The organism is Stenotrophomonas sp. MH181796 (genome assembly GCF_009659995.1).
Lineage (GTDB): Bacteria > Pseudomonadota > Gammaproteobacteria > Xanthomonadales > Xanthomonadaceae > Stenotrophomonas > Stenotrophomonas riyadhensis.
Window position 1 is genome coordinate 623,628 of sequence record NZ_RAHU01000001.1, and the last position, 20,852, is coordinate 644,479.

22 protein-coding genes are annotated in these 20,852 nt (G+C 61.9%); 9 read left to right on the top strand and 13 right to left on the bottom strand.

The window, feature by feature from the left end; translation table 11 throughout:
* Positions 1-2: 2 nt before the first annotated feature.
* Together D5301_RS02880 and D5301_RS02885 are read left to right on the top strand one after the other, a co-directional pair.
* Complete coding sequence (locus D5301_RS02880; protein ID WP_153854711.1) at positions 3-1,208, top strand: FAD-dependent oxidoreductase; 1,206 nt, start codon at positions 3-5, stop codon at positions 1,206-1,208.
* Positions 1,209-1,334: 126 nt separating this feature from the next.
* A complete protein-coding gene (locus D5301_RS02885; RefSeq protein ID WP_153854712.1) occupies positions 1,335-1,817 on the top strand; it encodes a hypothetical protein in 483 nt (160 codons plus the stop codon).
* Between the two features lie 126 nt (positions 1,818-1,943).
* Here the strand turns inward: D5301_RS02885 and D5301_RS02890 are convergent, their stop codons facing one another.
* Complete coding sequence (locus D5301_RS02890; protein WP_153854713.1) at positions 1,944-2,378, bottom strand: PepSY domain-containing protein; 435 nt, start codon at positions 2,376-2,378, stop codon at positions 1,944-1,946.
* 142 nt (positions 2,379-2,520) lie between these two features.
* Between D5301_RS02890 and D5301_RS02895 the strand changes: the two genes are divergently transcribed.
* From D5301_RS02895 to D5301_RS02905, 3 genes are read left to right on the top strand one after another with little or no spacing between them, the layout of a single operon-like run.
* Positions 2,521-2,808, top strand: coding sequence for a PepSY domain-containing protein (locus D5301_RS02895; protein ID WP_153854714.1), 288 nt, complete (start codon positions 2,521-2,523; stop codon positions 2,806-2,808).
* Positions 2,808-3,467 (top strand): response regulator transcription factor, encoded by a 660-nt coding sequence (locus D5301_RS02900; RefSeq protein ID WP_153854715.1) that lies wholly within the window; start codon positions 2,808-2,810, stop codon positions 3,465-3,467. The genes D5301_RS02895 and D5301_RS02900 overlap by 1 nt, the downstream gene beginning before the upstream one ends.
* Entirely contained in the window at positions 3,464-4,792 is a 1,329-nt protein-coding gene (locus D5301_RS02905) for an ATP-binding protein (RefSeq protein ID WP_110713997.1), read from the top strand. Before D5301_RS02900 ends, D5301_RS02905 begins: the two co-directional genes overlap by 4 nt.
* A gap of 110 nt (positions 4,793-4,902) precedes the next feature.
* Here D5301_RS02905 and D5301_RS02910 read toward each other — a convergent pair whose 3' ends face one another.
* Together D5301_RS02910 and speA are read right to left on the bottom strand one after the other, a co-directional pair.
* Positions 4,903-5,223 carry a DUF6122 family protein gene (locus D5301_RS02910; RefSeq protein ID WP_005411369.1) on the bottom strand — a complete coding sequence of 107 codons (321 nt, stop codon included), beginning with the start codon at positions 5,221-5,223 and terminating at the stop codon, positions 4,903-4,905.
* Positions 5,224-5,266: 43 nt separating this feature from the next.
* Positions 5,267-7,156, bottom strand: coding sequence for an arginine decarboxylase (speA, locus tag D5301_RS02915; protein ID WP_012512349.1), 1,890 nt, complete (start codon positions 7,154-7,156; stop codon positions 5,267-5,269).
* A gap of 191 nt (positions 7,157-7,347) precedes the next feature.
* On the opposite strand from speA, the gene speE reads away from it, so the two are divergent.
* Complete coding sequence (gene speE / locus D5301_RS02920; protein ID WP_008268330.1) at positions 7,348-8,202, top strand: polyamine aminopropyltransferase; 855 nt, start codon at positions 7,348-7,350, stop codon at positions 8,200-8,202.
* A 160-nt stretch (positions 8,203-8,362) separates the two neighbouring features.
* Here the strand turns inward: speE and D5301_RS02925 are convergent, their stop codons facing one another.
* A complete protein-coding gene (locus D5301_RS02925) occupies positions 8,363-9,268 on the bottom strand; it encodes an aspartyl/asparaginyl beta-hydroxylase domain-containing protein (RefSeq protein WP_324187254.1) in 906 nt (301 codons plus the stop codon).
* Between the two features lie 435 nt (positions 9,269-9,703).
* Between D5301_RS02925 and D5301_RS02930 the strand changes: the two genes are divergently transcribed.
* On the top strand, positions 9,704-10,363 hold the full coding sequence (locus tag D5301_RS02930) for an RIO1 family regulatory kinase/ATPase (RefSeq protein ID WP_153854717.1): 660 nt from the start codon (positions 9,704-9,706) through the stop codon (positions 10,361-10,363).
* A gap of 125 nt (positions 10,364-10,488) precedes the next feature.
* Here the strand turns inward: D5301_RS02930 and D5301_RS02935 are convergent, their stop codons facing one another.
* Positions 10,489-10,827, bottom strand: coding sequence for a P-II family nitrogen regulator (locus tag D5301_RS02935; protein WP_005411374.1), 339 nt, complete (start codon positions 10,825-10,827; stop codon positions 10,489-10,491).
* 155 nt (positions 10,828-10,982) lie between these two features.
* On the opposite strand from D5301_RS02935, the gene D5301_RS02940 reads away from it, so the two are divergent.
* Both D5301_RS02940 and arr read left to right on the top strand, forming a co-directional pair.
* The gene (locus D5301_RS02940) at positions 10,983-11,234 is read left to right on the top strand and encodes an accessory factor UbiK family protein (RefSeq protein WP_005411375.1); all 252 of its coding nucleotides are present in this window, start codon (positions 10,983-10,985) and stop codon (positions 11,232-11,234) included.
* A 124-nt stretch (positions 11,235-11,358) separates the two neighbouring features.
* On the top strand, positions 11,359-11,793 hold the full coding sequence (gene arr / locus D5301_RS02945; protein WP_153854718.1) for an NAD(+)--rifampin ADP-ribosyltransferase: 435 nt from the start codon (positions 11,359-11,361) through the stop codon (positions 11,791-11,793).
* Between the two features lie 159 nt (positions 11,794-11,952).
* Here arr and D5301_RS02950 read toward each other — a convergent pair whose 3' ends face one another.
* The 8 genes from D5301_RS02950 to D5301_RS02985 form a co-directional block, all read right to left on the bottom strand.
* On the bottom strand, positions 11,953-13,263 hold the full coding sequence (locus tag D5301_RS02950) for a hypothetical protein (protein WP_153854719.1): 1,311 nt from the start codon (positions 13,261-13,263) through the stop codon (positions 11,953-11,955).
* 755 nt (positions 13,264-14,018) lie between these two features.
* Positions 14,019-14,993, bottom strand: a complete 975-nt coding sequence (locus D5301_RS02955) for a hypothetical protein (RefSeq protein WP_153854720.1) — start codon at positions 14,991-14,993, stop codon at positions 14,019-14,021.
* Between the two features lie 284 nt (positions 14,994-15,277).
* Positions 15,278-15,892: a hypothetical protein gene (locus D5301_RS02960; protein ID WP_153854721.1), complete on the bottom strand. Its 615-nt coding sequence runs from the start codon at positions 15,890-15,892 to the stop codon at positions 15,278-15,280.
* A gap of 337 nt (positions 15,893-16,229) precedes the next feature.
* Positions 16,230-17,405 (bottom strand): Shedu immune nuclease family protein, encoded by a 1,176-nt coding sequence (locus tag D5301_RS02965; protein WP_153854722.1) that lies wholly within the window; start codon positions 17,403-17,405, stop codon positions 16,230-16,232.
* 240 nt (positions 17,406-17,645) lie between these two features.
* Positions 17,646-18,686, bottom strand: a complete 1,041-nt coding sequence (locus tag D5301_RS02970) for a DUF4062 domain-containing protein (protein ID WP_074725735.1) — start codon at positions 18,684-18,686, stop codon at positions 17,646-17,648.
* Between the two features lie 32 nt (positions 18,687-18,718).
* On the bottom strand, positions 18,719-19,258 hold the full coding sequence (locus D5301_RS02975; protein WP_074725734.1) for a hypothetical protein: 540 nt from the start codon (positions 19,256-19,258) through the stop codon (positions 18,719-18,721).
* Positions 19,259-19,758: 500 nt separating this feature from the next.
* The gene (locus tag D5301_RS02980; RefSeq protein ID WP_153854723.1) at positions 19,759-20,124 is read right to left on the bottom strand and encodes a hypothetical protein; all 366 of its coding nucleotides are present in this window, start codon (positions 20,122-20,124) and stop codon (positions 19,759-19,761) included.
* Positions 20,125-20,179: 55 nt separating this feature from the next.
* On the bottom strand, positions 20,180-20,782 hold the full coding sequence (locus tag D5301_RS02985; RefSeq protein WP_324187249.1) for a DUF998 domain-containing protein: 603 nt from the start codon (positions 20,780-20,782) through the stop codon (positions 20,180-20,182).
* Positions 20,783-20,852 lie beyond the last annotated feature (70 nt).

The following is a 20,852-nucleotide window of genomic DNA, read 5'->3' on the forward strand; positions in this document are numbered from 1 at the left end:
GCATGGACCTGAAGAGCGGTTACCCCTGGTGGGCGGTACGCAACGGCCTGATCCACGCCTTTCCTGCGCTGCAGCAGGACCTGCGCTGCGACGTACTGGTGGTCGGCGGCGGCATCACCGGTGCGCTGATCGCCGACGAACTATCCCGGCATGGCCACGACGTTGCAGTGATCGAGCAGCGTGACATCGGCTGGGGCAGCACCGCTGCCAGCACCGCCCTGTTGCAGTACGAGATCGATACCCACCTGCTGGAACTGACCGAGCGCTATGGCCAGGACGCCGCCGCGCTGGCTTACCGGGCCTGTGCGGAGGCGATTCCGGCACTGGGCGATGTGGCACGCGGGCTGGATGTCGACTTCCAGCGCATGGACAGCCTGTACCTGGCCAGCCGCCATCGCGACGTGCCGCGCCTGATGGCCGAGGGCGAGACGCGGCGCAGCATCGGCCTGGATGCCCGCTGGCTGGGCCCGGAGGCACTGCGGGAGCGCTTCGACGTGGACGCCGGTGGCGCCCTGCTCACGCGCCAGGCGGCGCGGGTCGATCCCTATCGCCTGACCTATGGGTTGCTGCAGCGCGTGCGCCGGCGCGGCGGCAATGTGCATGACCGCACGGTGCTGCACACGCTGACACCCACCGTGCGCGGCGTGAGCGCGGTCACCGAGGGCGGCACCACCATCCACGCCCGCCATGTGGTGCTGGCGATGGGCTATGCCAACCAGACATGGCTGCAGCAACGGGTCGCACGCAACCGCAGCAGCTATGCCTTCATCACCGACCCCATCGATGCGAACGTGCTCGGCCGGCTGCGCCACACCATGGTGTGGGAGAGCGCCCGCCCCTACCTGTACCTGCGTGCCACCGGCGACCGCCGCCTGCTGGTGGGCGGGCTGGATGACGCCATCGACATCCCCGCGCGCCGGGACCGCCGGGTGCAGGCCAAGGCCGGCAAGCTGATGAAGCAGCTGCGGCACTGGTTCCCGCGGCTGGACCCGATACCCGCCTTCTCCTGGGCCGGCACCTTCGCCGAAACCGCCGACGGCCTGCCGTTCTTCGGCCCGCACGATCAGTGGGGCCCGCGGGTGCACTTCGCCATGGCCTACGGCGGCAACGGCATCACCTACTCGATGATCGGCGCGCAGCTGCTGCGGGCCCGGATCGAACGGCGCAGGCATCCGCTGGCGGGGCTGTTCGGGTTCGGGCGGTTGTGACCTGCAGCCAGGCATGGCCTGGCTCTACCCCAATCCGGCGCCGACAGGCATCATTCAAGCAGTCCCTGCTAGCGTCGGCCTGTACCGCCGCGTGTTGCGTGGCCACCTGTCCGCTGGAGCGCCGTCATGATCCGCCCCCTGACCCTGCTGCTGTGCCTGGCCCTGCCGGGAACCGTGCTGGCCCAGTCTGCTGCAGGCGCCACCGCGCCGCAGGCGGCCGGCCTGGATCTGTCGCTGCCGCAGGCGCCGATGCGCTATCTGAACGACCCGGCCCTGCAGCAGGACCCGCCGGGCACGTACTACGGCGACAAGAGCGGCCCGCGCGTACACAACGACGCCAAGATCGCCGACGTGACCGACGACAAGGTCAAGGTGTCCGGCAGCTTCACCACCGGCATCGGCTACTCCAAGAACGGCGGCAACAGCCACTACAACGCCGCCACGCTCAACCTCAGCAAGAACTACACCACCGATGAGGGCAAGACCCACGGGGTCAACGTCAACATCCACGTGAGCGAAGGCAAGGGCCCGGGCTTCTTCGGCCCGTACGGCGGCTACTACGGCCGCGGCCCGGGCTATTGGGATTACCCGCCGCCGTTTGGCTGGTAAGCCCCGCGTCGGGCCTGGGCCGACCAAGGGCGGCCGCTACCGCTGCATGTGCCGGTGGGTGTCGACCTTGGTCGACACGCTCTGCGCTCTGTGCCGGCCAGCGGCCGGCACCTACCGGCACGCGAATCAATCCAGCCAGCCATCGCGCTCGCTGTGCAGGATGCGACCGTCGTAACCGCTCAGGCGCACGTCCACCTTCTGGTTGCGGGCATTGCGCGCTTCCAGCGACCACGTCGCGCCATCACGTTCCAGTGAATGGATCTCGCGCAGGCCATGCGCCTGTGCCCGTGCCAGCACCTGATCGGCCCCCAGCAGCGTGCGGCCGTTGTGCTCGTCGAAGATCTCGCCGGTCTTCGGGTCTACGTAGACCTCGCTGAAACGGCCGTCGGCGCGGCTCACGTCGGCCTCCCACAGGCCGTCATCGCGTTCGATCTCGTGGATCTGGGTGTAGCCGGCCTTGCGCAGGGTCTGTTCAACCTGGGCCATGCCCAGCGGTGCGGCCTGTACGGCCGGCACAAGGGCCAGGGTGGCAACGGTGGCGAGGGTGAGCGACTTCAACATGGGGGTTCTCCTGTTCGTGGCCGGACCATCCCGGCAACGCCACGATGCCTGCCCCAGTTAACAGCGCCTTAGCCGTGGCTGTTAGCCCACTGTTAGTCGCCACGGCCAGACTCGCGCCTGTTCCCCCCTTTGCCCACCCCGCATGCTCTCGACCCTGCCCCTGCTGCTGGCCCTGGCCAACACCCCGACCGCCGCGCCCGTGCAGGATCCGGCGCAGCAGGTCGCACGCCGTGCCGTGCAGCAAGGCCGCTATGTGCCGCTGGAAGGCGTGGTGCGCGATGCGCTCCGTCGTTACCCCGGCCAGCTGTTGGAAGTGGAGCTGGACGATGGCGTCTACGAAGTGGAGATCCTGCGCGGCGACGGCGTGGTGGTGGAGCTGGACTATGATGCGCGGAGTGGAAAGCTGCTGAAGACGGAACTGGACGACTGATGCGCATCCTGTTGGCTGAAGACGATGCCGCGCTGGCACAGCGCCTGCTGCCGTTGCTGGAGCAGGCAGGCTACGTGGTCGAGGTGGTCGCCGACGGCCGCCAGGCCGAGGAGATCGGCCAGATCGAGGATCTGCAGGCGGCCATCGTCGACCTGGGCCTGCCCGGGCTGGATGGATTGAGCGTGATCGAGCGCTGGCGCGGCAATGGCCGCAGCTTCCCGGTGCTGATACTGACCGCGCGCGGGCGCTGGCATGACAAGCTGGCCGGCTTTGACGCCGGTGCCGACGATTACCTCACCAAACCCTTCCAGCCCGACGAACTGGTGCTGCGCCTGCGTGCACTGATCCGCCGCAGCCACGGCCACGCCAGCCCACGCCTGCACTGCGGTCCGCTGCAGCTGGACGTCAACGCCGGCCGCTTTGAACTGGATGGGCAGGTGTTGCCGCTGAGCCCGCAGGAGTTCCGCGTGTTGAGTTACTTCATCCACCACACCGGCAGCGTGATCAGCCGCGACCGCCTCGGCGAGCAGGTCTTCGAAGGCGGCTACGATCCGGATTCGAACGCGCTGGACGTGCTGCTCGGGCGGTTGCGCCGCAAGCTGGGCATTGAGCTGATCCATACCGTGCGCGGCCAGGGTTGGCGGCTGGCAGAGGCATGAGCGCGCGGCAACCTTCGCTGCGCCGGCGGCTGCTGCTGGTGGCCGGCATCGGCCTGGTGCTGGTCTCGGCACTGGCCAGCGTCCTGCTGGGCGAACTGTTCAAGCGCAGCGCGCATGACCGCCTCGACCACGAACTGCAGCAGGACATGCTGACCCTGCTCGCGCAGGCGGAAGTGGATCCGGAAGGGCAGCTGCGCCTGCGCCAGGAACCGAACGACGCGCGCTTCCAGCGGGTGTTTTCCGGTGCGTACTGGCAGATCGCCGACAGCCAGGGCAAGGTGCTGCTGCAGTCACGCTCGTTGTGGGACCAGACCCTGGCCGCCAGCGCCGATGGCCCGGTCGAACGCAACCTGGGCGGGCCGATGCAGCAATCGCTGCGCGCGCGCGTGCAGCAGGTGCGCCTGCCCCGCGCCACGCAGACCTATGTGGCCGTGGTGGCCAACGACCGCAGTGCGCTGGATGCCGACATCGCCGCATTCCGCCAGCGCAGTGCGTTGGCACTGGGCATCCTGGTTGCGGCCTGGCTGGCGGTGCTGGCCAGCCAGGTGCACTTCGGCCTGCGCCCGCTGCGTGGGCTGGGCCAGCAGCTGGAACGCATCCGCCGTGGCGAGGCCGAACGCATCGACCGCAGCCAGCTGGACCGGGAAATCGCGCCGCTGGCCGATGAGCTCGATGCGTTGCTGGACCACCACCAGCGCATGGTCGCGCGCGCGCGCAGCAGCGCCGAAGACCTGGCACATGCACTGAAAACGCCGCTGAGCGTTCTGGCCGCTGAAGCGCAGGGCGAAGGCCGCGATTGGCGCCGCACCCTGCACGAACAGGGCGCACGCATGCGCGCCAGCATCGACCGCTATCTGGCCGCCGGTCTGGCCGTGGACCATCGCCAGCGCAGCGAGGTGGCCCCGGCTGCCGAAGCACTGTGCCGGCTGATGACCCGTGTGCATGCCGGCCGTCGCATCCGCTTCCAGATGGACGTTGCGCCGGGCCTGGCCTTTGCCGGTGCCAGCACCGACCTGGAGGAAATGCTCGGCAACCTGATGGACAACGCCGGCAAGTGGGCGCGCAGCGAAGTCCGCCTGCGTGCCCTGGCCCAGAACGATCGGCTGCACATCGAAGTGCGCGATGACGGCCCCGGGCTGGACAAGACCAAGCTGGAAAGTGTCCTGCAGCGCGGCGTGCGCCTGGACGAACGGGTGGAAGGCAGTGGATTGGGCCTGGCGATCGCTGCGGAGATCGCGGCCAGCCACGATGGGTCACTGCGCCTGTCGAATGAGAACCCGGGATTGCGCGCGCGGCTGGAACTGCCGCTGGCGCCGACTGACTGAGTGGAGCCGAGGCGTACCCAGGCGCAGCCGAGCGTGGGTTCGCTCTACAACGGACGATGAGGCAACGGGCTGCTGTGGGGCCGAGCCCATGCTCGGCTCGGCGCGTCCCATCAACGGTGATGCATCCACCAGCAGTCAATCGCGTCCAGCACGATGTGGATGATCAAACCGATGCCGAACAACCGCGTTTTCTTCGGCACGCACAGCCCTGCATAGACCGCAATCGCCGGTGCAGTGTGCAGCGGATGGAACCCGATGCTGCAGCGGTTCGGCGCATAGATCGGATCGGCCAGCAGATGATCCAGATCGATGATCCAACCCAGCAGCATCAGCAACCACGCCGAGGCGAAGCGCTTGCGCCAGAACAGCCATGCCAGCAGGGCTGGCACGGCGGCATGCAGGAACAGGTGGAAGATCGCGCGCGCGCTCATCGGGACCGGTAGCGCCGGGCCGTGCCCGGCGTTCCCGTTGACCTCACACCAGCGGTTCGTCGGACAGGTAGGTGTAACCGGTCAGGCCGGCTTCCAGCGCCTCCGAAAGCTCCTGCGCACGTTCCGGCGACAGCTGCGCCTCGGCCACACGCTGCGCATAGGTGGCGCGCAGTTCGTCCAGGCGGTAACCCACGTAATCCAGCATCACGTCGGTGGTGTCGCCACGGCGCTGCTGGGTGATGGCATAGCCATCGGCATCGGCCAGCACTTCCACCGCGTCGGTATCGCCGAACAGGTTGTGGATGTCGCCCAGGATTTCCTGGTAGGCGCCGACCATGAAGAAGCCGATGCGGTAGCTCTCGCCCGGCTTCATCTTGTGCAGCGGCAGCGAGCTGTCCAGGCTCTCGTTCTCGACATAGGTTTCCACCATGCCGTCCGAGTCGCAGGTCATGTCGGCGATGATGCCGCGACGGTCCGGGGTTTCGTCCAGGCGCTCGATCGGCACGATCGGGAACACCTGGTCGATCGCCCACACGTCCGGGATCGATTCGAACACGCTGAAGTTGACGAAGTACTTGTCGACCAGGCGCTCGTTCAGTTCGTCCAGCACCGGGCGATGGCTCTTCTCGTCGTAGCTCAGGCGCGCACGCACGCCATGGGCGATGGCGTAGAACAGATCGTCGATGCGCGCACGCTGCGGCAGGTCGATCTGGCCCAGCGCATAGCTGGCCAGGCCTTCGGCGTGGAAGTGCTGTGCTTCCTGGAACAGTTCCACCGCCGGACGCACGTCCAGCTCGTCGTGGATCTCGCGCAGGTGGCGGATCGCCGCCGGCTCGTCGTCGTGCTGGTCCGGCACGCGGCCTTCCTGCGCCTCCTCCACTTCCGACACGTTGGCGATCAGCACCGCGTGGTGCGCGGTCATCGCGCGGCCGCACTCGGTGACGATGCGCGGCGGGGTCAGGCCGAACTCTTCGCAGGCATTGGCCAGCGGCTGCACGATGTTGCTGGCATAGGAATGCAGGCCGTAGTTGATCGAGCAGAAGCTGCGCGAACGGGTGCCTTCATAGTCCACGCCCAGGCCACCGCCCACATCGACGTGGGTGATCTTCGCGCCCAGGCGCGACAGCTCCACGAAGTAGCGGGTGGCTTCGCGCATGCCGTTGGCGATGTCGCGCACGTTGGAGATCTGCGAACCCATGTGGAAGTGCAGCAGGTTCAGGCAGTCGGCATACTCGGTGTCACGCAGCGACTTCCACAGGTCCAGCAGCTGGCGCGGCGACAGGCCGAACTTGGCCTTGTCGCCGCCGCTGTTCTGCCACTTGCCGGCGCCCAGCGAGGCCAGGCGCATGCGCACGCCCAGGCCCGGCTTCACGTCCAGCGCCTTGGACTCTTCCAGCACCAGCTTCAGCTCGGACGGCTTCTCGATGACGATGAAGGTCTGCAGGCCCAGCTTGCGGCCGATCAGGGCCAGGCGGATGTACTCGCGGTCCTTGTAGCCGTTGCAGACGATCAGCCCACCCGGGCGCGACAGCGCCAGCACGGCCATCAGCTCGGGCTTGCTGCCCGCTTCCAGGCCGAAGCCCTCGCCGTGGTGGCTGGCCAGGGTGCCGGCCACGCCGCGGGTCTGGTTGACCTTGATCGGGTACACGGCGGTGTAGCCGCCGCTGTACTCCCAGTCCTGCTGGGCCTGGCCGAAGGCCGCCTGCAGCTTGCCCAGGCGCTGGCCGAGGATGTCCGGGAAGCGCACCAGCAGCGGCAGCTTGGCGCCGGCCGCACGGGCCGCGTCGACCACCTTGGGCAGCGACACCACCGGGCCGTCCGCCCCGGTCGGTCTCACCACCATGTGCCCGGCCTGATCCACGTCGAAGTAACCGTCCGCCCAATGCGGGATCGAGTAGGTCTTGCGGGCTTGGTCGAGGGACCAATCGGTCATTTCAGTCGGCCTTGTTGGCAATAAAAGGGGGGGCATGATAACGCCTATATGCCCACAGGTTCGTTATCATGCGCGCCCGCGCCCGTGACAGGTTTCAACCTGAACGGGCCGATCCGTCCGGATGTGGCATCTGTGCCACGCGGCCCCGCCCGCCAGCCCGGCTTCACCTCTCCGAACAGGACTGTTTTCAAATGACTGACAGCAACAACTGGTACATCGAGCACTTCGAGCGCACCGGCTCGGCCATCGGCTACCGCATCACCGGCAAGCTGGACGAGGTGCAGTCGCCGTTCCAGAAGATCGAGATCTTCCAGACCACCGACTGGGGCAACCTGATGACCATCGACGGGGCCATCATGCTGACCAGCAAGGACAACTTCTTCTACCACGAGATGATCAGCCACCCGGTGCTGTTCACCCACGCCGCGCCCAAGCGCGTGGTGATCATCGGTGGCGGCGACTGCGGCACCCTGCGCGAAGTGCTCAAGCACAAGGGCGTGGAGAGCGTGACCCAGTGCGATATCGACGAGCAGGTCACGGTGATGGCGCGCAAGCACTTCCCGGAACTGTGCGACTCCAACGACGACGCCCGCGCCGAGCTGCTGTTCGACGACGGCGTGGCCTACATGGCCAACTGCCCGGCCGGCAGCGTGGACGTGGTGATCGTCGATTCGACCGACCCGGTCGGCCCCGGCGAAGGCCTGTTCAACAAGGCCTTCTACGAGAGCTGCTTCAAGGCCCTGAAGGACGACGGCATCCTGGTGCAGCAGTCCGAGTCGCCGCTGATGCAGCTGGACCTGATCAACGAAATGCGCACCGAGATGGGCAAGGCCGGCTTCGGCTCGTTCAAGACCCTGCCGTTCCCGCAGCCGTGCTACCCCACCGGCTGGTGGAGCGTGACCATGGCGCGCAAGGGCGACAGCAGCTTCGACTTCCGCCAGGCCGACTCGGCCGCCAAGACCTTCAACACCCTGTACTACACCGCCGCGCTGCACACCGGCGTGCTGGTGACCCCGCCGTTCGTGCAGGCGGCACTGAAGGGTTGATCGGAAAGCGTGCCAACCAAGGTTGGCACCTACCGGGGTTGAGGCGTGCCGGCCAACGGTCGGCACCCACCCATGCAAAAGAAAAACCCGCGCTGGCGACAGCGCGGGTTTTTTCCTGTTCCGGTAGTGCCGGCCGCTGGCCGGCAACCGCATGTAACGATCAAAGCGCCCAGATACCCGCGATCACCGCCACCACCAGGCCCCACTTGATCAGCTGGTAGGCCACCACGCTGCGCTCGCGCAGTGCCTTGGCCTTCAGGCGCACCTTGTAGACGCTGCCGAACGCCTTGTTGACGCCACCGGTCGGGTCACCCGGCAGGTTCGGCGAGGCACCACCGGCCAGCAGCGTGGCCGCCACCGCGCGGTTGAACAGCCCCGGCAGGCCGAAGCGCAGCGGGCGGGCGATGTCGCAGAACAGGATCACGCGGTCATCCGGCGTCTCGTTGTGCGCGTGGTGGATGTAGGTCTCATCGAACATCATCCACTCGCCGTCGCGCCAGCTCTTCTTGATGCCGTCCACTTTGATGTAGCAGCCGTCGTTGTTGGGCGTGGCCAGGCCCAGGTGCAGGCGCAGCGAACCGGCGAACGGGTCGCGGTGCGGGCGCAGTTCACTGCCCGACGGCAGCTGCGCGAACATCGCCGCGCGCACATCCGGCAGCGACTCCAGCAACGCGGTGGTCTTCGGGCACATCGCCTTCGCCGACGGGTGCGACGGGCCGTACCACTTCAGGTAGAAGCGCTTCCAGCCACGGCGGAAGAACGAATTGAAGCCGGCGTCGTTGAACGTGCTGGACGCGGCGATCTTCTGCGCATCGCGCAGCGCCAGCGCCTCATCGCGGATCATCTGCCAGTTCTGGCGCAGCGGCTCCAGCTGCGGGAATTCCTTGGCCGGGTCCAGGAACGGCGTGGTCGGCACCTTCGAGAACATGTACATGACCACGTTGATCGGGGCCATGAAACTGGAGTGGTCCAGCAGCTGGCGCGACCAGCGCGCGCGGACCTTGCCACGGAAGTGGATGTACAGCACGCAGGCCACGAACAGCGCTGCAATGACGATTTTGATGATCAAAGCACTTTCCTCCAGCCGCGGCCGGAACGGGAAACGGGGCGATGCACGGCCTGGCGGCCAGCACCGGTTGGGAACGCGGCAGGGGACGGGGACGTGCCGGAGGGGGCGGCCGCCGATGTCGCGGGTTAACAGCTTATGGTCGGCAGGGCGTGCGCCGGGGTCAAGCCGGACGTACGTCGCGTTCAGCGGAACGCGAATGAATGGGCGGGATGAAGCCACAACTGCTTGATTTGCAAGCCCCCTTCCCACAAGTGAGACATAATTGTCCGATTCAGCGTGACGAACTGTTCCAGCCACGGCCCCGACATTTCTCCGACAAATCGTGGAATAGCGAACTGGCGAGTACTAAAATTAACGAAAGCTTAGTAACTCCCTGTAATACCGGTTCGCTTGACGCTTTGCGCCACCCACCGGGTCGTCCGAGACCCCGACATGTATCTCCCTGCACCTCCCCCCTCCTCCTGTGGCGATGACACCGCCGCCCCGCTGCTGCTCAAGCGCGGCGAACGCTTCCTGGCCCCCGACGTCTACCGCACCTGCCTGGACGGGCGCGAGGCGGTCATCAAGGACTATTCCCGCTACCGCGGCACTCCCGTTTCGCTGATCGCGCGGCTGATGGTTCGCCGTGAAGCACGCATGCTGCAACGCCTCGGCGGCTGGAAGCATGCCCCCGCGCTGCTCGGCACCCTCGGCGGCCTCGCACTTGGCATGGAATTCATTCCTGGCCAGACCCTGAGCACCGCGCAGGCGGTCGGCAACGACGTGTTCGAGCAGCTGCAGCACGCGCTCAGCCGCCTGCATGCCGCCGGCATCACCCACAACGACCTGCATGGCACCAACGTGGTGGTCAGTGGCGGCGTGCCGGTGCTGCTGGACTTCACCTCCGCCTGGCGCGTACCCCGCTGGCTGCGCCGCGGCCCGCTGAGCCGGCAGATGCGCCGCAGCGACATGAAGAACCTGCTGAAGATCCGCCAGCGCGTGACCGGCCAGGCGCCGAGTGCCGCGCAGGCCGCGCTGGTGGCCGACCCTGGTTGGGTGGCGGCGGTGCGGCAGGGTTGGAAGCGGTTCTACAAGTGGGCCAAGCGCCGGTAGTGCTTTGCTTTGGTAGGGGTCGAGCTTGCTCGACCGCTCTTATGTAGAGTCGAGCCATGCTCGACTGCTCTTCCTGCATCGCACGAAATGCAGCCGAGCATCGGCTCGACTCTACAGAAACCGGCTTACAACGCGTCCGCGTCCAGCTCACCGGTACGAATACGCACCACGCTGCCCAGGTCGTACACGAACACCTTGCCGTCACCAATCTTCCCGGTGCCGGCGGCCTTCACGATGGCCTCAACCACCGCCTCAACCTGGTCATCGGTCACTGCCACTTCCAGCTTCACCTTCGGCAGGAAATCGACCACATACTCCGCGCCGCGGTACAGCTCGGTATGGCCCTTCTGGCGACCAAAGCCCTTCACTTCCGTCACCGTGATCCCGGTAACCCCACGCTCGGCCAGCGCTTCGCGCACGTCGTCGAGCTTGAACGGCTTGATCACCGCCATGACCATCTTCATCGTCTATCTCCTGTCTTCCGGCGTGGAGGATAGCGCCTGAACGCGGCCCGTGCGAAGCCGCTGCCGCCTGTCCGGGCGATGGGTGCCAGCAGTATCCTTGTGCCCGATCGGCCTGCCCGCGCCGGATGCACGGGCCCACCCCCACGGAGCACCCCATGATCGACCTGAACCAAATCGATGACCTCGCCCGTCGCCTCAGCGACCTGGTGCCGCCGGGCCTGCGCGAATCGCGCGAGGAACTGCAGGCCACCTTCAAGAGCGCGCTGCAGGCCGGCCTGGCCAAGCTGGACCTGGTCACCCGCGAGGAGTTTGAAGTGCAGCGCGCCGTGCTGCTGAAGACCCGCGAGAAGCTGGATGCGCTGGAAACCGCCGTGCGCGAACTGGAAGGGCGCGGCGCCGCAGAATGAAAGAGGAGGCGCACCGCGCCTCCCACTACAGAGTATTTCCCGGATGGGGCCTTGCAGCAAGGCCCACCGGGCGCCCTAGACTCGCCGGCCTGTCGATCCGGCAGGACACGCAGGGGCAGTGCCGATGGCGCAGGACACCGAATGGACACCCGTTTCGCATGACATCTGCGACCAGGTCGCCGGGCCGTTCTACCACGGCACCCGCGCTGATCTGGCGGCGGGCGAGTTGCTGAGTGCGGGCTACCGCTCCAACTATCGCGACAGCGTGGTGATGAACCACATCTACTTCACCACCATTGCCAAGGGCGCCGGGCTGGCTGCGGAGATGGCCAAGGGTGAAGGGCGGCCGCGCGTGTATGTGGTGGCGCCGACCGGGCCGTTTGAAGACGACCCGAACGTGACCAACAAGAAGTTTCCCGGGAACCCGACGCGGTCGTATCGGAGTGCGCAGCCGTTGCGGGTGGTTGGGGAGATTGTGGAGTGGGAGCTCTACGACGCGAAGTTCGTTCGGCAGTTGAAGGCGTTTGTTGCTTCGGGGAGTGGGGAGATCATCAATTGAGGGAAGGAGAGACCCATGCTTTGGCTAACGGAAGATCAATGCAGCAGGTAGTCGAATGATGTCCGCTTTCGGCCAGAAGCGGACAGTGAGCGTGAAGACGACCGTCAGCCAGTAGGCGGGCTGAAGCCCACCTACTGGCCGTCTGCGTCGATCGATCTGTTATCCCTCACTGGCGTCAATCGGAGATGGAAGCTCGTCCTTCACCAACCCGAGATCGCAGTTCCGCAGGAAGAAAAAGAAGGTGGAATCGATCGCGTACAACTGACGTTTGCCGATGTCGTAGTCGATCAAGGGCGGATTGATGCCTTTTTTGTGCTGCAGAGTCGAGAGGTTGTGGAGCAGGTTGCTCATGTCTGATGCGCGCACATCATCTTTACGGTGATGATGCTGCTTCATTTTGTCCGTGATGTCGGAGCGGCTGATGCCATGCTCCAGACCAGCGTACCCCATCTCTAGGATGGCGCAGACGAGGTAGTACGGCAGGTGAAGGGGCGTTTTCTCCTTCTCCTTTGAATGCGTGACGTTGCCCGACGAAATAAGTTCGAGAGCTTGTTGGTGTGTAGCGCCGTACTGATCCGCCTTTTCTTGTACCGCCTTTTGAGCAAACGCAACATCAGCGACCTTCTGAGCCAAGAACTTCCGTTCCGATACACCGGCCGCCATACACGTGTGCTTCAGCAGTTCCTGGAAGACTCCAACGCTTCCAAAAGAGTTCTCAATGCAACGCTGAATCACTTCAGGAGCGAAGTCGATGTTCAGGCACTTTGCGCCTTCTGCAGCAACCTTGCGAAACTCGCCCTCGGTCCAAGGCTCCACTGCGAGATCAACGACCCGGTCGGTGAGATCAGGGCAATAGATTCGGAGCTTGTCCTTCTGCCGCCATACCCCCAGAACCACAAAGATGATGCCCATCTCCTGAAACGAGCGCAGATCAAAAGATAGTTGACGCTGCTTATCTTCTGCAAGGTAATGGAAGTTCTCCAAAACGATCTTCTTCTTGAATTTCACCGCCTTCAATAGCTCTGCGATGTCTTGCGCCACGGCTAGATTGAAAGGAATTGTCTTGGAGGCCTTCTGGCTCCTATCGCCAGCCTTAAGCCCACCTGATGCGTTTGCCTCTCCCTCACCAAAGAACCAAATCGTCGCCTTCGCCTTGATCCCCAAAGTTGCCGAAGTCTCTGAGGTCTTCTCCTCCACCGTCCCTGTCTCAATCTCCACGCCACTTTGGCGGAGGATGCTCGAATAAATGTCTTCGACGTTCGTGTTCGGTGATAGGCGAACAACAACGTTCTGGTCGTAAGGCAGATACCGGGAAACCAATGCTGTTTTGCCCTGCTTCGAGGCACCGTACACGACCACATGCTTGTCCTCCTTGAGCACGGCGGTGAAGAGCCCGTCAATGTTGTCGCGGACGATGTACGACAACACGGGGTCGGCGCTGACGCCGAAGACTTGGGTGAGATTTGTCAATCTACGATCCTCTGCAACATGCAATTGGATTGTGGAGGATAACGCCGCGGTTGAGCTGCGGCGTAGCCGTCCGCCTCGAAAGAGATGTTAGGCCCAGACACTTTGCACCAACAGCGCTAGGCTTTGAAGAGCAGCGGCTATCGCTGCTGCGAACGCAGCGCGCTTGCTCCACGTTGATTGGGCAAAGGCAGTACCAATGAAATCGGTGTTCTCACCAACAATGATCGCCGCTGGATAAAGTCCACTAGAATCAGGTTCGTCTTTGTGCGGAACCTGCACTGTTGCCGACCTGTACCACAAGCAAGCAGCTATCAGCGCGAATAGAGCAGCACCAAGGTTAAGAAGGACGATTACGGGGCCGACAGTCATTGCCAGATTTCTCCTGAGGTCTAGCTATTTAATATACGGACATGCCCGTCCGGTTGTACGTTCCCGGCGGCGCAACGAGATTCCCGCGCAACTCATTGTTCTTTCGGCACCTTATCTATGCCATGTCCGGCTAACAATCGAGCGCAGAGCCGGACAGAGACGCCAAGCCTTGCAACGGCGGCTTTGGGTCGCATCACGCCTAGCTTCTCGAGCTAGGCGAACGCTGGCCAATCCCTCTACCAGAAGTTGGCCATGGTATTTCTTCACACACCTCAACCCTTCGAGCCCTTGTACTGCATCCGATCCTGGAACACCTGTTGGATCATCCAAGTCTCCGACTTCATGCCCCACTCCGATCATCCCTTGATAGTCCATAGTGCCCAGTGTTAAGGCCGTTCCCGAGGAAGGCCCATCCCACGAGCGTTAAAACCACGATCGGAGGCTTCTTCAAGGAAGTGCGTCCACCGCGCCAAAAGCGGCTCTAATTCGGCCATCGGCTTCCTAGGGCCACCTACTAGGAAGTACGGCATAAGATCTGCAATGGCCTTCTCGCCAAAGAGCCGAAGAGCATCGTCGTCCAACTCGCTTAGGTAAGGATTAGTACGGTAGTTGGACCGCCAGCGCTGCTCGTTGGTCAGTGGTCCTGTGCGTTGCTCGGACTTTCGCCTCATCGGCAGATCCGTCAAGTGCTTGGCGTCCGAGGTGAGTATGGGGCTGTTGTTAAAGATTCCCCACTGGGCGTTGAGAGAGGACAAGAACGCCTCAGCCCAAGGGAAGCGGTCAACTCTATCGCTTTCAATGATGATGCATGGCTGCGCTCCGCCTATCAGATGAGCCTCGGACAACAGCCAAATGGCATCCACCGCCCAGGTCTCGCCTTGCCGTTGTTGCATGAGGCGACTGATCTCCTTTCCCACATTGATTGGATCCAACGACTCGACATCGTGGTTCAGCAGGACCAAGATGCCTAGAGCATCATCCAACTCCAGAAGCCGCTTAGTGTTTGCGATCTGCCCCTTGGCGTCTCGAAATGCGGCCTCCACGGATCGCATGATCTTTTGACGGAGACGTCGCAGTTGCTCATCCCCGTCGGGAAGATGCGTAAGCACCTTGTGTGCAGCTGCCTGACCAAGAATTACTGGGAAGTCTTCGCGCTTTCTCAGCGTCTCGAATGTGCTGTTGATCTTGTGCTGGGGGTCCCCTTGCAGGACTTTCAGTTCAACAATGACGGATCGAGATCGCCACAGGTAGTCCGCACGTTGGCCACCGAGGGTGTCCAGCTGCAGATCATCGATCGCCTCCCCGCCTTCGACCATTAAGGCGAAAGTATGAAATCGCGTCTCCATGTCGGAAGTGGCCATTCCTGTATCCTATCCTTGAGCTATGTTTCCTTTTGCCGACTACCTTCGCCGATTGCGTTTAGGTCCAGGGCTGAACTTCGAGTCCAACCCCTTCCGCTCGCCGGCCACACCGGGAAGACCTCGACGATCTTGTCTGTGGCTGCTTCTAGAATACCGGCACTGATCAACATGGCAACGGCCAAGTACAGGCGATCGGGATCGCATTCCAAGCCCGTGCCTCGGCCATTTGGCTGCATGCGCAGGAACGAAATGGGGTGGATGTGGGAATGCTGTGACCATAGGTTTCAGAGAATGTCAAAGCCAGCCTTGTCCATTCCTAATAATTCTACCAACTGTGCGCGGTCTGGACACCAGGCCTTCTTGCCGATTAGGCACTGAGCCTGTAAGGGAGGAGACAATTTGAGGAAAAATGGTAGGGAGCGCAAGCACGCTTGCAAGTCATCAAGCTGCTGCTCGAACCAAAACCGCTGTTGTTCGCTACCGGCAAACATCCTCAATCGGCTGCAGCAGTCGTTGAGTTGAAGCAGGGTAACCCGCGCCCTGCTCTCATCAAGGGTCTCGTCCGCCGGCTGCATGAAATAATGAAAGTACAAATTGCCTTCCAGCAGAGCGCGGGCGTGGCAGGCTAGTACATTGAACCCCCACTCCTGGTGATCGCTTCTAACCCAACGGGAATAAGGCATTGCTCGCACAGCAGCGACGCCATGCGAACACATGCGTGCGAATAGATATGTCCCGTAGCCCACACAAGGCGCGGCCATGCGTCCTGCTTGGGCTTGGCCTACGGCGCTGGCCTCGCACACCGCCTTATCAAGCCATTCGAGGGCCAATATGTAGGCTTCTCGCGTCGACGACCCTGCCGTCATCAGACGCTGCACGAGCGCTTCAACGTCACTCATCCAGCCGCGCTACACAGTACCGCTTGGCTAGGTCACTGGCGCACAGTGGCGTGCCTTCCGGGTCCCTCCGAAGCGTCTTGAGCCTGAGACGTTGCTCGATCTTAGCTGGGATCCTAGGATCGCTCATGTCATTCCATGACTGGTAGGTGGCTAATCCGACGCGTTGATTCGTCAATGTTCGCTTCCGGCCAGAAACGGACGCAACCCGCCGATCACACTCTACTGCTGACATTTTTGAAAACGAGCGCGACGAAGTCAAAGCCATACGATAGGCGGGAGAAGCGGGATCGTGATTGCCATTCAAATCACTTGACTGTGCTCCTCTTGCATCCACGCGCTAGTCTGATGATTCCACGATGAGCTTAGCCCGTTCATAGAGCTCGTCAAAGGTCACGATGTCCGGAGAGAACAAGTGCCGCCTGTAGAGCTCAAAGCTACGGAATTGGTCCTCGTTGATGCCAAGATCCTTGACGAACTCAGACAGAGCTCCGCATACGATAACGGAGCGAGGGCGTGCCACAACCGCCTCTTCACCGGTGGGATTGCCATCCTTATCCCGCATTACGAGTAAGCGCTGGAACTGACGCTCCATTCCATCTACTGACATCAAGATCTGAGAAACCGCCCCTGTGAGCTCTTGCGACGGCTGCCACGCGCCGGCCCGATAGCTTCCCTTAGCCAACAGCGGAGTCCTGTGATGCTTGATCTCAACTAGGCATGCGGCGCTTATCCTCCCTCGCGTCCTCAGAAGGCCGTCGATGCGTTTTCCAGGAGTAGCAACCGTAGAGCCTGCGACTACCTGCTCTAGCTTCTCATCGGTGAATCCATCGGCGGACAGATGAAATAGGCCATACCCGAAAACCCAGCGATTGCGCTCGAAAAAGCACTGCCACGTCGCCTCCTTGCGGCCATTGAAGCTTTCAGCAGTTACTTGATCGAAGTAGGCGTCATCGCTCAAGAGCTGCGCGAACTTCGCAAGCTGCTTGCGGCGGTAGGCCACCGCCACTACGTCACGGGATGTGGCCTCACTCGCCACAAGTTCACGTAAAGCATCTGGGTGCCTAGCGATCCAAGCCCTTGCTGCTGAATCCATGTCCACATCGACATGTGCAAGTGACGCACGGTCCAAGCGCAACTTGCCGGTGTTATCAAGCTGCACACTGCTAGCGAGCTGCGCGAACTCAACAAACTCAGCGATCTCCTGCCCCCGTAGATTGATGCCGTACTGCTCGCTGGGCCGGGTACCGTCTTTGTAGATGCGGAAGCTCTGCAGCGTCAGGTGTCTCAGACCTTGCTGATCACTTGTAACAACGGCCTTGATCTGCACCTTGTCGTCGTAAGTTGCCCTGATTACGATCTCATCGTCTACCGAGTCGAAGCAGGATCTCTGGCCATCATCAAAGACCCTAGTGACGTAGCGAGCATCCGTGTCCTTACTCACTCCAATTTTGAATGGTCGGGAGACATAGACCCTGTCACTTCGCTTGTTAGCTACGTAGTCTTCGTCACTCATACGCCCCCCTGAGGCTCGAACTTAGCCGAGCATACATGCACTCGGCTGTGACGATAAATTTGAAAGCTATTTCAAAGCGTTAGGCTATGCTCACCGCCTCTCCGGCGCGGGTCCCAGCATGCATTGCATAGTGTCGTAGCAACGGACCTACCCTGGTGCACGTCCGCTTCCGGCCAAAAGCGGACATCGAATGCCTGAAATATGACGCCCCGCGGGGCGAGTTCCGCTTGAACGAATCTGTTAGATCTCTGTACGCTGGATCGCTCTCAGCTTAGTCATTTGGTTGTCACCATAGGGCGTCAGCGTCCAATATGTAGCCGTGTCTTTCACGCTGCGATTCTTGCTACTCTTGGTAATCAATCCTAGCGCGCGAAGTTGGATCTTCACGGTCTGGAAATCGTCTCGAAGCACAGCGAAATCAAAGAACTTTTGGCCTTTGAAACGCTTCTGTGAGTGCAGGTCTTCGTATTCCTTCGATCTCACAAGGCTATTGAGAGCTATCTGCAGGCCAGACTCATCAGACTCGTCGATCATGAGCGGTGCAAGCGCTGAGAAGATTTCGTCCCAGGTGAGGACAGAGTCCCCCGAATAGGTCTCTCCGTTGTGCCTGTACTCTGTTGTAGACGCTATGAAGCTATAAGCGAGAGAGACCTGATCACCGCCTTGCGCCAACGTGCTAGCACCTTGCGGTGCTTCAGTTGCTACCGCTGAAAGTTTCCGCTCCAGTTCATCCACTGTCCTACGAAGGGACAAGATCTCGGTAGTAGCACTCTCTGACGGAACCTGATCACCTCGCACCCAGCCAATACTGGGATGTGTCTTGATCAGTTTGACGAGACTGCGACTGACTTGGCTTCCGAGGTCAGCCGGAGAGTCCCAGAAGCGACACATGCGCTTCTGGACAAACTCTCGGAACTCTCCAAGCTTCTCTCGCCCGCTCTCCGACTGCTCCGATTTGCTCGTTGCGATCTGAGATGGGTCTTTGTGGACAAAGCCAAGAATTGGCATTCCTTTTTCCAGCGCGTATCGGTATTCCATCTCGGTGTAACTATGGCCGTTAGGGCCGATGCTGCCATAGCGCCCCCCTAGGATGACCATGTAGTAGTCACAGTCATCAATGACCTTTTTGATGAGCGTCCATTGGTCTTCGTTTGCGGCTGGAAACAACTCCATGCCAGATGGGATGCAATCAAGTTCAAGCAATGCCTGCATCACTTCCTGACGCTCTTGCTGTAGGTCCGCGAACGTCGAGCTCACAAAAACCTGGTATCGCTTTTCCACGCAGTACTACCTCCAGAGACGGAACGTTCGAACTAAGCCGAGCCGCGAAGCGGCTTCGGCTCCAATGAATTGTTAGACGGCATCCGCGTGAACAGCTGAAGGTGATAACTGCCGTGTAGTGAAGGGTAAGCGGAACCTGAGGATACAAAGCCAAGGCTAGCCAAAGCCCGGTGCATTGGGACGTTGCGTGTGCGCGAAGTGGCAAATACTCCACTGCCATCAGTTAGGGACAATGCAGCTTGTGAAAGAAGCCGAGCGTAACCATTGCCTCTGGCCTCCATGGCGATGAACACCCAGCCAAGCTCATACGGGTAAGAGTCCTGCGGCAGTTCTATCCCCGAGGAAGATGAAACTCTAGCGCGATACCCAGCATTGGGATGTTTGAGGGCGGCTACTCCGGCCAAGCGCCCGCCAAATTGCAGGAACGCCAAGTTAGCGGCGCTCATGACACGCTGTTTCAGCCCGCCGACTGCAACCTCTCCGCCTTGCTCTACAAGAGCGACAAAGTCACAGATTTCTGTGGCCGAGCAGTTGCTTGGGGTTTTTGAAAAGATCTCGTATGCACTGTCCATGCCAGCAACTACCTACTAGACGGATCCCTGCGTCCGGACTTAGTCTTCCCAAACGCACCGTGCGATGAGTTTCCTTTGACACAGCTTGATCTTAAGGCTACAGGCTCCGGCTAACAAGCCTGCCTATAACCGGACTCAGCGTTGGTCTCGGCGACCGCACCAATGTCCGCTCCGGGGCGGAAGCGGACATTAGATCAACGCTATGGATTGAGCCACTCCATTGACCCGGTTGCAACATCAACTAGGTAGTACCAATCCGTCCTGCCGTTGATCTTGTTGGCCTGGTCGAACGAGACAATCGGGCACTGACCTGGGACGACTGCTCCACAGACCAGCGGAAGGGCCAAAGTGTCCACTTCGGATCGAATCGGAGAATAGCACCGGGCCAGGCGCCCACGCAGTGCTGATGTCCGCTTCCGGCCAGAGGCGGACGCTCACAATATTTCAACCACGCCCAATCACGAAGCGGTTTGGCCCTGAAATAATTTTCGAGCCGGCCCCTACTTGAACATCTCCAACAGATCCTTGTCTTCATGCCGCTGCTCCCACGTGGAGAGAAAGCAGAAGCTCACACCACCTTGCATGGCAGCCTTCTGGAACCCGGCCAGTTCTTCCTTCGTAACCGGGTACTCAACTGGATCAAAGTGCAGAATCCCCCACGGCTTGACGAAAGAGAACCCAGGCAGGAGTTCCGAGAAGATCGCCTTGAGCTGGGGCTGGAGAGTAGAGAAGTCCTTGATCGGACCCGCGCGATTGTCAAGGGCGTGACACTGGCGACGAATGGTCCTGTCTCCACCCACCACGCGGGCAATGAAGTGGTCCTGGTGCACTTGAACGTAGATCAGCTGACAGCGAAAAATCTTCATCCCCTTCTCAACCCCACATGCTCAATGGTCGTCCATGTGCCTGCATGCCTTTCCATCAAAGCGTCGGCCGCGCCTTCAGCGCGTGTGAACCCCTTCGCAGGAGGTACAGCGCCACCAGGAACGGCCACAGCGAGTTGATCGATGAGAACAGCCGCTGTGTCAGCCCCCTGAACCCTTCCGGATCCATCCCCACCACGTTCAACCAGAGATACACAATGCCCGCGATGCTCACCAATGCGGTCACGGCGTACGCCCTTCGGTTTGCAGACCACGCGCTCAATTCGATATGCGACATCGCCGGTGCAATGATGTTTGCGATACCCATGGTGTAGAAGCCGTGCATCGGATGGCCCATGGGCCAGAGCCCGTTGGTCAGCATGGAGATGCCAAATACCAACCAGCAGATCGCGCCTACGGCAATCCGGCGGCCGGACTCCCGCCATACCCCGATGGCAAACGCCACGAAGCTCACGCCGCAGCCGATGGGGGCAATCCTGGCGCAGATGCTTGCGAGCGTTGGCGCCTGCAGCAGCTCGCTGGCGTGCTGTGCAAGCGGGTTGTAGCCCGGCGCAAGCACGGCGGCAACGCTGGTCCAGAACAGGAACCACGGAAGCGGGATCAGACCCGCAAACAGTAGAAGTCGATTGCGACGTAACACGTACCGTGATCCTTGTATTGGTCTGCGCCAAGGGGGGGAATCCGTTCAAACGCCACAAGACCCTCCTGCT